The sequence below is a fragment of the Legionella jamestowniensis genome, assembly GCF_001467745.1.
GTDB classification, from domain to species: domain Bacteria; phylum Pseudomonadota; class Gammaproteobacteria; order Legionellales; family Legionellaceae; genus Tatlockia; species Tatlockia jamestowniensis.
Genome location: NZ_LNYG01000013.1, coordinates 2,127,151 through 2,140,718 on the forward strand (window position 1 = coordinate 2,127,151; position 13,568 = coordinate 2,140,718).

Sequence of the window (13,568 nt, forward strand, 5' to 3'; positions counted from 1 at the left end):
TATGCCTGAAAATCTGCTTTTTGTGCCTTATAGCCCAAAAACAGTTCAATTTGCTAGGGAAACCATTCAACTTAAGCGGTAGTTTGAGGGACGGGAGTATTTCGTGAGCTACTTTAAGGAGTTAGACGAAGAGCTTAAATGCTACCTAGAGCAACCGCTTATCGAAAAATGTTATCAAGCTTTTTTGGTAGCAGAAAAGGCTCATCGTGGTCAAATGCGCCGTTCAGGTGAACCTTATATCACTCACCCGGTTGCTGCTGCCTTAATATTGGCTCGTATGCGTTTGGATTATCAAACGATTATGGCAACGTTGTTGCACGATGTGGTAGAAGATACCTCCATCAGTAAAGAAGATTTAGTCCAACAATTTGGTGAAGATGTCACTGCTTTAGTTGATGGGGTGACTAAATTAACCAAAATTAAATTTGAGTCACGCGCAGAAGCCCAGGCTGAGAATTTTCGAAAAATGGTGCTGGCGATGGTGAAAGACATTCGTGTCATTATCGTCAAATTGGCTGATCGCTATCATAATATGCGTACTTTAGGTGCAATGCCTGCTGTAAAGCGGCGGCGAATTGCCATCGAAACGCTGGAAATTTATGCTCCTATTGCAAACCGTTTAGGGATGCACGCTATTTATACAGGCCTTGAGGATTTGGGATTTCAGGCGCTTTATCCCATGCGCTATCGTGCTATTAAATCGGCAGTGGAGAAATCGCGTGGGAATCGTCGCGAATTAACACAAAAAATTGAACAGGATCTGGAGCAGGCACTCAAACAACTAAATATTCCTTATGAGCATGTATTTGGCCGCCAAAAACACTTATACAGTGTGTATCGAAAAATGCGCCAAAAAAAGGCTTCTTTTGCAGAAATTACCGATGTTTTTGCTTTTCGAGTGATTACAGAGGATATAGACTCCTGTTATCGTGTGCTTGGCGCACTTCATCGAACGTATAAACCTGTTCCACAACGCTTTAAAGATTATATTGGCATACCTAAAGCCAATGGTTATCAATCACTGCACACCACTTTATTTGGTCCCTTTGGAGTTCCTTTGGAAGTGCAAATACGTACCCGAGATATGGATAAGGTCGCTGAAAATGGCGTGGCTGCCCATTGGATTTACAAATCATCCGGCCTGGAAGTCAATGAGGCACAGTTGCGCGCAAGGGAGTGGGTTCAAAGATTGCTTGAAATGCAGCGCAGCACAGGTAATTCACTGGAGTTCATCGAAAACGTTAAAATTGATTTATTTCCAGATGAAGTATATGTATTTACCCCCAAAGGTCATATCATGGAATTACCTAAAGGGGCAACGCCGGTTGATTTTGCGTATACAGTGCATTCTGGGGTGGGAAATAGTTGTGTTGCAGCAAAGGTAAATCGTCGTCTGGTGCCGTTAAGTATTCCGTTGACGAATGGGCAAACCGTTGAAATTATTACAGCCCCAGGTGCCCATCCAAACCCTGCTTGGCTTAATTTTGTGGTGACGGGTAAGGCTCGTAGTAATATTCGCCATTTTCTGAAAAGCCAACAACACGCTGAGTCCATTGTTTTAGGGAAACGCTTATTGGAGCAATCACTTGCTGAATTATCTGGCGATTATAGCAAAGTGCCTCCAGAAACGTTACAGGCGTTACTTCATGATTTAAATTATAAATCGGCAGATGAATTACTTTATGCAATTGGTATTGGTAATCAAATGCCTATGGTGATTGCCAAGCGATTAATTATTTCCCAGGAAACCTCTGAACTTGAGAAATCCACTAAAAGTAGTCCTCTGGCAATTAAAGGGACTGAGGGGATGGTGGTTCATTTTGCGGATTGTTGCCAACCCATTCCCGGTGATAGTATCGTAGGTCGATTCCAGCAAGGACGAGGCATTATCGTCCATGCCAGTGATTGTCCGAATATCAATCAAGGGCGTAGTAATCCTGAACAATTAATTTCTTTACGTTGGGATGAGCAAGTACAAGGTGAATATTGGGTGGATATTACGGTTGAAGTTGCAAATCAACGCGGGGTACTGGCCGCATTGGCAACAGCGATTTCTGAAGCAGAATCGAATATTGGTAATATTAATGTCGACCCTAGGGATGGTCGTCATAATGCTGTCACCTTTTCAATTAGTGTACGGGATCGAACGCATTTAGCGCGAGTGATGCGGCGTTTGCGTGCAAATAAAGTAGTCATGCGACTTTATCGTAACAAGCAGGAGACTAATTAATGCAAGCTATTCAAAGTGATTTAGCGCCATCGGCGATTGGAACTTATAGTCAGGCAATTCGTTGTGGGGATACTGTTTATCTCTCAGGGCAAATACCTCTTGATCCTAAAACAATGCAATTATGCAGTAATGAGATCCGCATGCAGATTAATCAAGTATTTGCTAATATGGCAGCTGTATGTGAAGCGGCAGGAGGCAACCTTTCCAACCTTGTAAAACTTACTGTGTATTTGACCGATTTAAATCATTTTCCTTTGGTGAATGAAGCAATGGCACGCTATTTTGCTGAACCCTATCCTGCGCGGGCAGCCATTGGTGTAAGTGCTTTGCCTCGTGGTGCTCAGGTCGAGGTTGAAGGCATTATGGTTCTACCGGCAAAATAGCAAGAATAGCCAGGTGAATAATACAGAATACACTAAAGTCGGACGTTTTATGTTCCTTATCGTCTGGCTCATTTTCTTTATTCTGTTATTTGTATTTTTTTATTCTTACGATAATGCAGGCCAGGGACACTATCAAATTAATCCAGGGATGATAACAATTACCCCGGATCGACAAGGCCATTATTACCTTGATGGCGCCATAAATGGACATCCTGTAAAGTTAATGCTGGATACTGGCGCGACGTTGGTTGCAATCCCTGAAAATCTGGCTAAAAAAATGAAATTAGTAGGTCGTTATGACGTGACTATTAAAACGGCAGGCGGTGAGGTTACTGGCTCGTTGACTCGACTTGACACACTAGCCTTTGCTGATTTTACGTTGCAGAATGTCAAGGCTGTGATTATTCCGGGTGATGAAAGCATCGTGCTATTGGGTATGAATGTGCTTGGCAAATTTAATTTATCACAACAGGGCAAGCGCTTAATTGTAAAAAAGGAATGAAGCATATTCTTTAGGACATCGAATAAATGAAGTATTAGGTTAACATGAGTATAATTTCTTTTTATAATGTCACCTTAAATCTTGGCGGTAATCGCTTACTGGATCAGGTTGACTGGCAAATCCAACCGCAAGACAGGATTGCACTGGTAGGCAGGAATGGTGTTGGAAAATCATCATTATTGCGCTTATTACAGGGGGAGCTTGTACCTGATAGCGGACAAATAAGTCGTATCAATGGATTGCGCGTAGCAGGCTTAACCCAGGAAGTACCGATAACGGCCAAAGAAACAGTTTATCATTTTTTAGTAAAAAGCTTAGGCGAAGTAGGGGAGGTACTTTCTCAATTTCATGCGCTAACGGCAGCCAATGAAGTGTCCAAGTTAGTGGCCTGTCAACAAAAAATGGATAATCTACATGCTTGGGATATTTTGCCGCGCGTGGAGATGATGGCCAGCCGACTAGGTGTGGATCCTAACGCAGAAATGGGGCAATTATCTGGAGGGATGAAGCGCCGCGCTTTGTTAGCGGCTGCTTTGATTGCAGCTCCTGATCTGTTGTTACTTGATGAGCCTACTAACCATTTGGATGTTGATGCCATAGAATGGTTGGAAGCATATTTAAAATCATACAACGGCAGTTTACTCCTGGTAACCCATGATCGCAGCTTCTTAAACCAAGTTGCAAACCGCATTGTTGAAATTGATCGCGGTAAACTTTACAACTACGACTGCGATTATGAGACCTTTCTTGATAGACGTGAAGCCAGACGTTTAAGTGAACAAAAACAAAATGAATTATTCGACAAGCGGTTGGCTGATGAAGAGGCCTGGATAAGAACAGGTATTAAGGCACGCCGTACACGTAATGAAGGGCGTGTTCGTGCTTTAAAAGCCATGCGTGAACAGTATAAAGCCCGGCGTGAACAGCTAGGGAAGGTAAAGACTATCGCGATGGATATCTCACGCTCAGGCGCGATGGTTATCGAAGCGAACCACATAAACTACAGTATTGATGGAAAAAAATTGCTGAATGATTTTTCCTTATTGTTAATGCGTGGTGATAAGGTAGGAATCATTGGACCTAATGGTTGTGGTAAAACAACGTTGGTACGTTTGCTGTTAGGCGAATTGAACCCTGATTCAGGTTCTGTCCGCCATGGCGCGTCACTGGAAGTGGCTTATTTTGATCAATTACGCCGTAAACTTGATGAGCAGCAAACGGTAATGGCTAATGTGGGTGACGGTGCTGATTATGTTACTATTAATGGGCAACAAAAACACGTTGCCACCTACCTGCGCGAATTCCTATTTCCCCCCGAGCGATTTAATCAACCTGTTGCAACACTATCGGGGGGTGAGCGCAACCGTTTATTACTGGCCAAGCTATTCGCGAAACCTGTGAATTTATTAGTCATGGATGAACCAACCAATGATTTGGACATAGAAACCTTGGAGTTGCTGGAAACCATGTTAATTGATTATCCAGGCACTTTACTTCTTATTAGCCATGATAGGGCGTTTATTAACCAAGTGGTCACCAGTGTTTTAGTGTACGAAGGGGAAGGACAATTTAATGAATATGTGGGCGGTTATGAGGATTACCAAAACCAAAAAAAACAACAACGAGAATCCATCGTAAAACCTATAAAAGCGCGACCCAAAAATACGGCTAAATTAAGTTTCAATGAACAACGTGAACTGGCACAATTACCGCAAAAAATTGAAGCGTTGGAAGAAAAAATCAGCCAAGCTCAATTGAAAATGATGGCAGCTGATTTTTACCAGCAAGAAGCACAAGCAATAGCCGCATTTAATCAACAGCTGGCCGCTGATGAACAAACCCTCGCGCAACTTTATGAGCGCTGGGAAGTCTTGGAAGCGAAGGGGTAATCATGCTCTTAACCATAGCTTTAGTGGTTTTTTCTTGTGCAATTCTTGTTTTTTTCTCACAGGAATGGGCCAATTTCTTGAAAAAAATGTTTGCCATCCGTGGCATGAAGTTATTATTACCCTTATTTATCGTATCGTTGTTAGTAGTTTACTATGAAATTTGGGTCTCTTGGGGACTATTAAGAATAAAATGGGGCTTGCACTATCTGGCAGCCATTATTGAAAGCTGGCTGCCTATTACTTTCGCCCTATTTATTGCTAATTTAATCCTGCTGATGGGGTTGGCGGTTTTACCTGTTGCTCTTGCTAATATCTGGATAAAGCACAAGAGTTTTGAACCCTTCCAATATGCCTTTGTCACTAGCATGATCATTTGGTTGTTGGTGGCTATTTTATTGACCGTAAGTTATAGCTATTCATGATCGTATAACAAAGCACAGGGCAAACATCATACTTTAGCTAAATTGTAACAACAAAGCATCATCCTTCGCTTGCTCCCAATAACATACGTCATGTCGAACGGAGTGAGACATCTCCAATACCAGAAGATCCCTCTGGTTCGGGATGAGGTAAGGCTTTCCTGATGTTTGACCCAAAGAGGTTGTGCAAGATGATGATGTTAAATTAATATAAATGGTATGATCTTGCCCTTATGCATCCAAAAATAAAAGACGACGCTATGTAATAGAAGTTAGTGGGTTTGCATTTCTCCCCAGTGATAAGGATAACCCTCACGGCATTTTTTGTAGGAATAATACACATAAGACGGATTCGCAGAATAGGCATAATGGGTGGCATCATAAGCACAGCATGGTATTTTGCTCATAAAGCAACCCCGCTTGGCATGCCATAACAGACCGCTGCTGGTTTGACTCAAGGAGCGACCGTCCATGCATACATAACGAGGCCTATCGGGCTTACCGCCAACGATGCAACCTTGCGCAAAAACGAACCCCGGTAAAAAAACAGCCATACAATAAATTAGTTTGTTCATTCCCTTGTCCAAACAGCTTGCCTATACTATATAACATAGAAAAAATCTCGACTAAATCAACACTTTTTAATAGAAATAGTTAAGAAGTTTTAAGGACTACTTAAGAATTTACGTTTAAAATGAAATTATACAATGTCTTTCGGAGTTAAGAATGCCTTTAAATGCTCAACTTTTATCTGCCCTAAATGATAAAAAACTTGCCAAAAATCCTAAGGCTTTGGCTGCTTTGAACGCCATATTAAAAGTAGATCCTGCCCAACCTGATGCTTTTAGGACGGCTATCCTTGCTCATCAGAATGTCTGGAATGGCCTGGGGATGCCCGCATTCAATGCCACTGGTCAAAATAATGATGATAATTTTTTGGACTCTAATCCTGCTACAAATTTTCCTGCCTTATTTAAAGCAGCTGCTTTGCAACGAATGAAACTTGGGCTGGCTACATTAAACGAACCTGGTTTTTCAACGATTATTGAAGGAACAAAGTCAGATATTCGAGGCAGGCTTGTCGGAAATGATGGTCAGATACAGTTAGCGAGACCCACTGAAAAAATCCATGGATGGCAAGGAAATGGAGCGAACATTCTAGATGACGCAGCAATGGGTGAAATTCAATTAGAAGCCCAGCGTCTCCTTCTTTCAAGAAAAATTTCAGTAACGACCGATAAAAATCTTATTGATAATCTTTTAAATGCTGGAGATGATCCTAGTTTTCGTGCTGCAGCCGTAGCCCTTGGTGTTCCAGCCCCTACAGCGCAGCATATGAATCACGGTCAATTACGCGATCTTATTAAAGTGGAGGCAGCCAAAAAGGGGTATGAATTAGATCTTGCTCAAGCTCCTCTGGTAGATCTTAATAATGCCTATGCAAATTTAAGAAAAAATAATGTCCAATTTAAAGCCGATGTAGTCCCTGCTCCTTATGCAAGGGAAATAACTACCGATGAGGATATAAACTGGGTTCGTGAAATTTATGGTAAGAAATACCTGGAACAATACTATTCAACTCATACGGATCTGGCTGAGCTTAATGCTATTGCTAGCCAACCCGATGTGAATGCTTCAAAAGCTCTTTTAAAGGTAGATAATACAGACAATCCTTATTTAGATGCAGCCGTCACTGCCAAAAATTTACCCTCTCTACGTCAAGTTGCAGCTGTTCAGGCATTGAGTTTAAAAATATCTGCGTTGGACGATTTAAATACTTTAAATGCAATAACGAAGTTAACAAGGGCTCAAGATATTAAACGACTCTTAGCAACCAGTGATGTTTTAGGCTATAAAAATGAACACAATTTTCAGGAAGCTTTCATTGATGATGCCAGTGTCAAACAAATTGTTGCTGCAGCGTCTGTAAGGCAAACGTTATTAAAGACAAATGATTATAACAAACTGCAAACGCTGTTACTGGATACAAACCCCAATTTTGCTGACGTTTGGAAAACTTTTACCGGAGCGACAGATGTTTCTAATGAAGTAAAAAATTACTTTAAGAATCCAGACAATGTTGAGAGGGTCAAAAAACAAGCATTAGAAGCTTTTGTTAAGCTTAGAGTTAAAAGCGACGATGCTTCTGTTACTAATGCAATCGTCAGTATCACCGCAAAACCCACCAAGAAAAAGGCATTAATACAGGGTGTAAATACTTTGTTAGGGAAAACTCCTAGCCCCACAGATAGTTTACTTGATAATGATGAAAATTTTAGACATAAGTTAAGAGCTTATGCTGCCATTGAAGCGACATTGCGAGTCACCAAGGAAATTAATTTAACAGGGGGTAACCTTGCTGCTTTTAAAGGGCAGATTAATAATCTTAATATTCAAAGACCTACTGCTCCTGGTGTTGCCGGTGCTGCACCCAATTTAAATGGCAATGATTTACGGGCTTTAGATGTCGCAAATCTAATTCAAGTTCTTCCTGTAAAAGAAAGGGAAGAGTTTCGCGGCAGATTAGTTGAAAATTTAATAAACAATCATCCTCCTCTTGCTTCTGCTCAGGAAAAACAGAATTTTAAAAATCTGATAGAAGCAAAAGACTTTGTACAGTTTAAACAGGCTCTTAATGCTTTAGGAATTACCTCTAATGATTGGGTGACCAAAGAAAGCATGGTTGCTGTACAAACTGCAGCCAGCAAAAAGTTAATTGCAGCCAACTTTGCGAATTACTCTGTCTTTGCAAAACATGACGCGTTGCTGAAAGTGGTTGAAAATTTACCTGTAGCCAAGCAAAAAGGGATTGTGGAAAATCCCGATGTTATCCGTTCGTTGATGGATGCACGTACCCCTGACCAAATAAAGCTGGTAGTAGGTAATGATGTCAAAGTGGAGAATAATTTACTCAATAATCTCGCTGAAGAAAATAACCATCATGCCAATGCTGCAAAAATTGTAAATGCAGAGGTAGCAAAGCTCGTTGGTGATCTGAAAACACCACCCGCTTTCCCCTTGGATGAAAATAAAGTTAATGCTATTAATGCCAGATTAATGGCAAATCCTCCTCCTTTGAATACAGATTTTGCAGGGACAATAAACGGGATTGCTGCTGATTTGGGCATGCACGATGGAAGTTTGAATGGTAGTTTTAACCCACGTACGGTGCGTATTAAAAGTCAGGAAACTCACAATCAGCATTTGTTAGCTGAATTTAATAAATCTTCCATTGGGTTTAACTTTGATAGTGGCCAGATTTCCGAAGCGAGAAAAGCTGTAGTTGGGCTTATGATGAGTTTGACTAAGCAAAGTCAATTTCCTCAACTTGCACCTGGTACTCAAAATCAATTTAATGATCTTTACAAAGACTTTAAAGATTCTTCTTCAGCAGCTGAGTTTATAGATAAACTTAGTAAGAATGCACAGTTAGCTGGTGTATTTAATGAAGAAGATTTAAAAAAACAAATTACTCCTGAGGTATTTAATGCAGCAAAAGCTAATGTAGATAAGAAAGCACTTCTTCACTATAATGAAAGATTTTTAACGGGACGTTTGCAAGAACTTAAAAACGAGCGCAAACCACTCGAAGATCTCCATAAAGAAATCACCTCTTCTGATAAGAAAATTCATAAGCAGCTAAAACAGTTAAGTGAAACACGAGCAATCGAATGGCTAAACCCTGGATTCCAGTCTTCTGCCAGACAGAATGCTCGCGAAATGCTGGAGACCTACAAAGAACTGGATCAAGTTTGTGAGACAACAGTACGGTTTTATGAGAAGGAAATAGCACTCTTAAACAAACAGTTGCGTGCCTTGCCGAAGGATGAGGAGTTGCCCACAGCACCTGGTGAGCGCTGGCGTAAAACGAAAATAGCGGCCTATAGAGCAGAACTTAACAAGCAATTACAGGCAACAGAAACAGAGCTGGAGCGTTATCTGGGTGTGCAAAGGCTGTTACGGGGAAATCCGGATGCTCTTGATGGAACTAATCCTCTGGTTAAGCAAGGTATTTTAAAAACGCTTGAAGCGGCAAGGAAAGGTGAGGATATTAAATTTCTTTCATTTGAATCGACCTACACTGACCATCCAGCGGAACAAAAACGCTCCCTGCTTGGTAATACAGGCCAGCAACCGCCGAGCGTAGTAGTATCTGGTCAGATTGCAGGTGGTGGAAAAAGTTTTGTCAATGTAGAACCTATCCCGAAAGGTCATTTGCGTAATCATGTTATTACTGTCGACAATGCTGGAGTCGAAGTTGTTGGAAGAATTTTAGAAGAACGTGGTGCTGATAATGTCGAAACGACAAAAGATGGTAAAGTAAAGTATTCGCCTAATTATAAAATAACACTCGCGGAGCTTCCACAAGGTCCTCAAAATCAGCTAGCACGAAATCAAATATATATGGCAATGGCGATGACGGCATTAAAAAATGGCCCTCCAACCAAGCCTATCTATATCAACAAAGCCAATGCTGAAACCACTAAAGGAATTTATATGGCTTTAATGGTCATTGCCCACAATGATCCTAACATGAAATTTGACCCTAAACTGATTAAAGTAAATACCGCAGTATTTGATCCGAGTCAGCATGAACACTGGGGTATTAAAGGAAAATCCATTATTTATAATCCAGAGTATAAAGCGCTGGTAAAAGCCTATCAGCCAAATTTAGACGCTATGAAAGATTTATCCAAAACTATGTTGGGTAAAGAGACAATGGAAGCGAAGAAAACCACGGATAGTGCTGCAAAAGCCGCAACTCAACATTACCGCCAGGATATCTATAAGGAGCGGGAGAAGAGGACAAAAGATGCAATTGACAAAGCAGAGAAAGATGTCTCAACATTGGGAAATGTAAAAGGTCCTTAAGAGTTGAAAACTAAGAGCTGTTATTGATAATTGCTTAAAAGCGTAAACGTTCTAGGGGTTGTGCAGTAGAATCAGAAACAATAGATGCCGCGGCAAGTTTTTTGCTAGACATAGTCTGTGCCTACTCCCCGCGGCTTGACCGCGGGGTCCAGCGTTTTAGTGCAGAGCCCCCCCTGGATCCCGCGGTCAAGCCGCGGGACGTCGGAAAAGTAGAGCTGTACTGGATTTTCAGAGATGTGTATAGGAGACGGCGGCTTGTCCGCGGGTCTAGTGTTTTAGCGCAGTGTTCCTGGTCGCGAACAAGCTGCGGGACGTCGGAAAGTATAGTTGGACTGGTTTTCGGAGATGTGTAGAAGATTCAGCTACAAGCCGCGGGACGTTAGAAAGTAGAGTCAAAGCAGGTAATACAAACCGCTTATTTTAGGAAAATAATGAATAAAAACAATCTGCCTATAGGTGTTTTTGATTCTGGAATGGGGGGCTTGACGGTCCTTCGGGCCCTTAAAACCACATTACCCCATGAGTCTTTTATTTACCTAGGCGATACGGCGCGTTTGCCTTATGGGACGAAAAGTCCTGATACGGTCCAGCAATATGCCGTGCAGATGAGCCGGATTTTAATCGAGAGACAAATTAAAGCCCTGGTCATTGCCTGTAATACTGCTACCACCGCGGCTCTTCCTCATCTACAAACTATCCTGCCGGATATTCCTGTGTTAGGCGTCGTATCTCCCGGTGCCTCTGCAGTGGTTGCTGCGACTAAAAATCATCGGATTGCGGTGTTGGCGACAGAAACAACCATTGCTTCAAATGCCTATCAGCGCTTAATTCAGCAACAATTACCAAAGGCCGCGATAAGTGCCCGCGCTTGCAGTGTTTTAGTGGCCCTGGCAGAAGAAGGCATGACTGCAAATGCAGTGGCTCGCGAAGCGTTAACGTATTATCTCTCGGAGTTTGGGGAGGAGGATACCCTTCTTTTAGGGTGTACTCATTTCCCTGTCTTTAAAGCACTACTGCACACGCTTTTACCTCCTGGTGTGACCATTGTTGATTCCGCAGAAGCGACTGCCAAAGCGTTGCATAAGGTCTTAATCCAAGCCCGTTTATTCAATGATACCCAGTCACCAGCGACGATTCATTATTTAGTGACTGATTCAATTAAACGTTTTCAGGCCGTTGGAGAAATCTTTCTCGGGGAGCCCTTGCCCCAGGAGCATATTGAATTAGTGGATGCTTGTGCCTTAGTTTAGAGAAAAATTAACATTTATGCGCTAAGATCTCTTTCTAACCCTCAACAGCAATCTTCTTCTTCCTGGCGGATTGATAGCGCTCTTGCATTTCGACATCGATGTAGCGGTCAGTCGTGGCGCTTGAGCTGTGGCCTGCATCGTCACGAACATGCTCGCGGGGGCGAATTTTCACATCTTCTGAAATACCGGTATGTCTTAACCAATGCACTGTAGCTGCCATTAAATTGTCTGCTTCTTCCATGCGGTTATTGCGGCGTAAATTTTCAATGGCGAGATCAAAACAAAGTTGGACCAAACGCCTTATTGGCGCCGTATCGCTGATAGGACCTGTCCCGCGAATTTTAGGAATAAGCGGTGTATTGTCCGCTGGGGAGGGCAGGGGGGTTAAACCTAAAAACTGACGCCAGCGTATTAAACTGTCCAGCATCGCCTCACTGACAGCAATTTGTCTTTCTTTATTGCCTTTGCCAACGGTAGTAAACCACCAATGTCCATTGGAATCCTTGGCAAAATCATTCATCATCGGAATCCAGCGATCGCTTGCGGCTAACTCTGAGATTCGTAGATACATGCCAAAAAGCATGCTAAGAATAAAGCGTGTTCGTTCATGTTTTTCAGGATTCTCCTGCGCTAACTTTTCTGCGGCGTCTAACACGGCATCCCATTGATCGATACTTAACCGGCGAATGGGCGTATTTCCCTGGCGTTTGCGTACAAATTTACTTTTTTGCCGGATTAAAGCGACAGGATTTGATACCAGGTATTCCTCAGCAATTAAAAAGTTAAAAAACGTGCTTAGGATGGCGAATATTTCCTGTATAGCCCCTTGTGACAAACTGAAGTTTTCAATCGAAGGGGTAGCCCCTTGTTTTCTGGCTGATTTGGCTACACTGGCTACAAATGGACGCCAATTTTCATTCGGTAAACGCTTACCCTCTTTTTCAATAAAGCGGGGTACCTTTTTTAAACCGATCCAGCTTTGTGGCGGGTTTTGGCAAAAACGTACGAATTGCTCAATGTCCTCACGCTTGAGTTCACAAAGCGTCATCTTTTTTATATGCCAGCACCACTGTAGCAAGCGCTCTGCTTCACGACGATAACTGTTAAACGTACCGAGGCTTCCTACATAGCTTTTCAAAAAAGTTAAGCTGTAATTGAAATCCTTTTGAAATCGTGAATCGGGTAAAACCACATTTTCTGCATTCTTATGAAGATAATTCATATTGTCAAAAATGGGCAGTAATTGAAATTTCATAGGATTCGCATAAAAAAATTATTTTTAATGCTATCTAAAAAAAAATAAAGCAGCAATAAAATACTGATGACCTTAAAATCTCAAGGCTAGCTAATTATCTGCTATACTAGGCAAGTACGTTGTTGCACTTGGATATCGACGTCTAGATAATATTTCCTTCGGTAAAAAAATTAATTGCTTGGGTTATTGACCTCCAGCACTGCTGCGAGTATTATTTGCGCTCTGTCCTTGAGGACGGGTTAAAAACGGGGTGTAGCGCAGCCTGGTAGCGCGTCTGCTTTGGGAGCAGAATGTCGGGGGTTCGAATCCCTCCACCCCGACCAAGTTTTTAATTTGCGCCCGTAGCTCATCTGGATAGAGCATCGGCCTTCTAAGCCGAGGGTAGCAGGTTCGAATCCTGCCGGGCGTGCCAGCCATGTGCAGTATTCTTTTAGATTAGTGTATAGTTATGGTGAGCGTAGCTCAGTTGGTAGAGCCCCGGGTTGTGATCCCGGTTGTCGTGGGTTCGAGTCCCATCGTTCACCCCATACTCAGCCATATCCGAAATGCAATTAAGATTTTTACTCCAATGGAAACAATGTATTTCAGGATAAAATGGTCATCTACGCTTAAGATTTATTCTGAGTCTTTACAATGATGGCTTACTGTTTGATAATTCCACCCTGTTTTGCGAAAGTGGCGGAACTGGTAGACGCGCTGGATTTAGGTTCCAGTGGGGTAACCCGTGAGAGTTCGAGTCTCTCCTTTCGCACCATTTCATGATAATTT

9 protein-coding genes and 4 tRNA genes are annotated in these 13,568 nt (G+C 42.1%); 11 read left to right on the plus strand and 2 right to left on the minus strand.

The window, feature by feature from the left end:
- Positions 1-103: 103 nt before the first annotated feature.
- Genes spoT through Ljam_RS13860 form a run of 5 tightly spaced genes read left to right on the plus strand, consistent with a single transcriptional unit; the run spans position 104 to position 5,426 of the window.
- Positions 104-2,230 carry a bifunctional GTP diphosphokinase/guanosine-3',5'-bis pyrophosphate 3'-pyrophosphohydrolase gene (gene spoT, locus Ljam_RS13840; RefSeq protein ID WP_058450578.1) on the plus strand — a complete coding sequence of 709 codons (2,127 nt, stop codon included), beginning with the start codon at positions 104-106 and terminating at the stop codon, positions 2,228-2,230.
- A complete protein-coding gene (locus Ljam_RS13845) occupies positions 2,230-2,613 on the plus strand; it encodes a RidA family protein (RefSeq protein WP_058450579.1) in 384 nt (127 codons plus the stop codon). The genes spoT and Ljam_RS13845 overlap by 1 nt, the downstream gene beginning before the upstream one ends.
- A gap of 13 nt (positions 2,614-2,626) precedes the next feature.
- Positions 2,627-3,115: a retropepsin-like aspartic protease family protein gene (locus tag Ljam_RS13850; RefSeq protein ID WP_058450580.1), complete on the plus strand. Its 489-nt coding sequence runs from the start codon at positions 2,627-2,629 to the stop codon at positions 3,113-3,115.
- Between the two features lie 44 nt (positions 3,116-3,159).
- On the plus strand, positions 3,160-5,004 hold the full coding sequence (locus tag Ljam_RS13855) for an ATP-binding cassette domain-containing protein (RefSeq protein WP_058450581.1): 1,845 nt from the start codon (positions 3,160-3,162) through the stop codon (positions 5,002-5,004).
- 2 nt (positions 5,005-5,006) lie between these two features.
- On the plus strand, positions 5,007-5,426 hold the full coding sequence (locus Ljam_RS13860; RefSeq protein WP_058450582.1) for a hypothetical protein: 420 nt from the start codon (positions 5,007-5,009) through the stop codon (positions 5,424-5,426).
- 269 nt (positions 5,427-5,695) lie between these two features.
- Here the strand turns inward: Ljam_RS13860 and Ljam_RS13865 are convergent, their stop codons facing one another.
- Positions 5,696-5,998 (minus strand): hypothetical protein, encoded by a 303-nt coding sequence (locus Ljam_RS13865; RefSeq protein ID WP_058450583.1) that lies wholly within the window; start codon positions 5,996-5,998, stop codon positions 5,696-5,698.
- A gap of 151 nt (positions 5,999-6,149) precedes the next feature.
- Between Ljam_RS13865 and Ljam_RS13870 the strand changes: the two genes are divergently transcribed.
- Both Ljam_RS13870 and murI read left to right on the plus strand, forming a co-directional pair.
- On the plus strand, positions 6,150-10,295 hold the full coding sequence (locus Ljam_RS13870) for a hypothetical protein (protein WP_058450584.1): 4,146 nt from the start codon (positions 6,150-6,152) through the stop codon (positions 10,293-10,295).
- Positions 10,296-10,726: 431 nt separating this feature from the next.
- On the plus strand, positions 10,727-11,545 hold the full coding sequence (murI, locus tag Ljam_RS13875; RefSeq protein ID WP_058450585.1) for a glutamate racemase: 819 nt from the start codon (positions 10,727-10,729) through the stop codon (positions 11,543-11,545).
- Positions 11,546-11,579: 34 nt separating this feature from the next.
- Here the strand turns inward: murI and Ljam_RS13880 are convergent, their stop codons facing one another.
- Positions 11,580-12,800 (minus strand): tyrosine-type recombinase/integrase, encoded by a 1,221-nt coding sequence (locus Ljam_RS13880; RefSeq protein WP_058450586.1) that lies wholly within the window; start codon positions 12,798-12,800, stop codon positions 11,580-11,582.
- 246 nt (positions 12,801-13,046) lie between these two features.
- Between Ljam_RS13880 and Ljam_RS13885 the strand changes: the two genes are divergently transcribed.
- The 4 genes from Ljam_RS13885 to Ljam_RS13900 all read left to right on the plus strand — a co-directional run bounded on the left by Ljam_RS13885 (position 13,047) and on the right by Ljam_RS13900 (position 13,554).
- A tRNA-Pro gene (locus Ljam_RS13885) sits at positions 13,047-13,123 on the plus strand.
- A gap of 12 nt (positions 13,124-13,135) precedes the next feature.
- Positions 13,136-13,212 (plus strand) — tRNA-Arg (locus tag Ljam_RS13890).
- A gap of 39 nt (positions 13,213-13,251) precedes the next feature.
- Positions 13,252-13,327, plus strand: a tRNA-His gene (locus tag Ljam_RS13895).
- 142 nt (positions 13,328-13,469) lie between these two features.
- A tRNA-Leu gene (locus tag Ljam_RS13900) sits at positions 13,470-13,554 on the plus strand.
- The last annotated feature ends 14 nt before the right edge of the window (positions 13,555-13,568 follow it).

Excerpts from the sequence above, each read along its gene's own strand:
- Ljam_RS13855 (WP_058450581.1), top strand. The coding sequence starts at position 3,160 with ATGAGTATAATTTCTTTTTATAATGTCACCTTAAATCTTGGCGGTAAT.
- Ljam_RS13865 (WP_058450583.1), bottom strand. The coding sequence starts at position 5,998 with ATGAACAAACTAATTTATTGTATGGCTGTTTTTTTACCGGGGTTCGTT.
- Ljam_RS13845 (WP_058450579.1), top strand. The coding sequence starts at position 2,230 with ATGCAAGCTATTCAAAGTGATTTAGCGCCATCGGCGATTGGAACTTAT.
- murI (WP_058450585.1), top strand. The coding sequence starts at position 10,727 with ATGAATAAAAACAATCTGCCTATAGGTGTTTTTGATTCTGGAATGGGG.
- Ljam_RS13860 (WP_058450582.1), top strand. The coding sequence starts at position 5,007 with ATGCTCTTAACCATAGCTTTAGTGGTTTTTTCTTGTGCAATTCTTGTT.
- Ljam_RS13870 (WP_058450584.1), top strand. The coding sequence starts at position 6,150 with ATGCCTTTAAATGCTCAACTTTTATCTGCCCTAAATGATAAAAAACTT.
- Ljam_RS13880 (WP_058450586.1), bottom strand. The coding sequence starts at position 12,800 with ATGAAATTTCAATTACTGCCCATTTTTGACAATATGAATTATCTTCAT.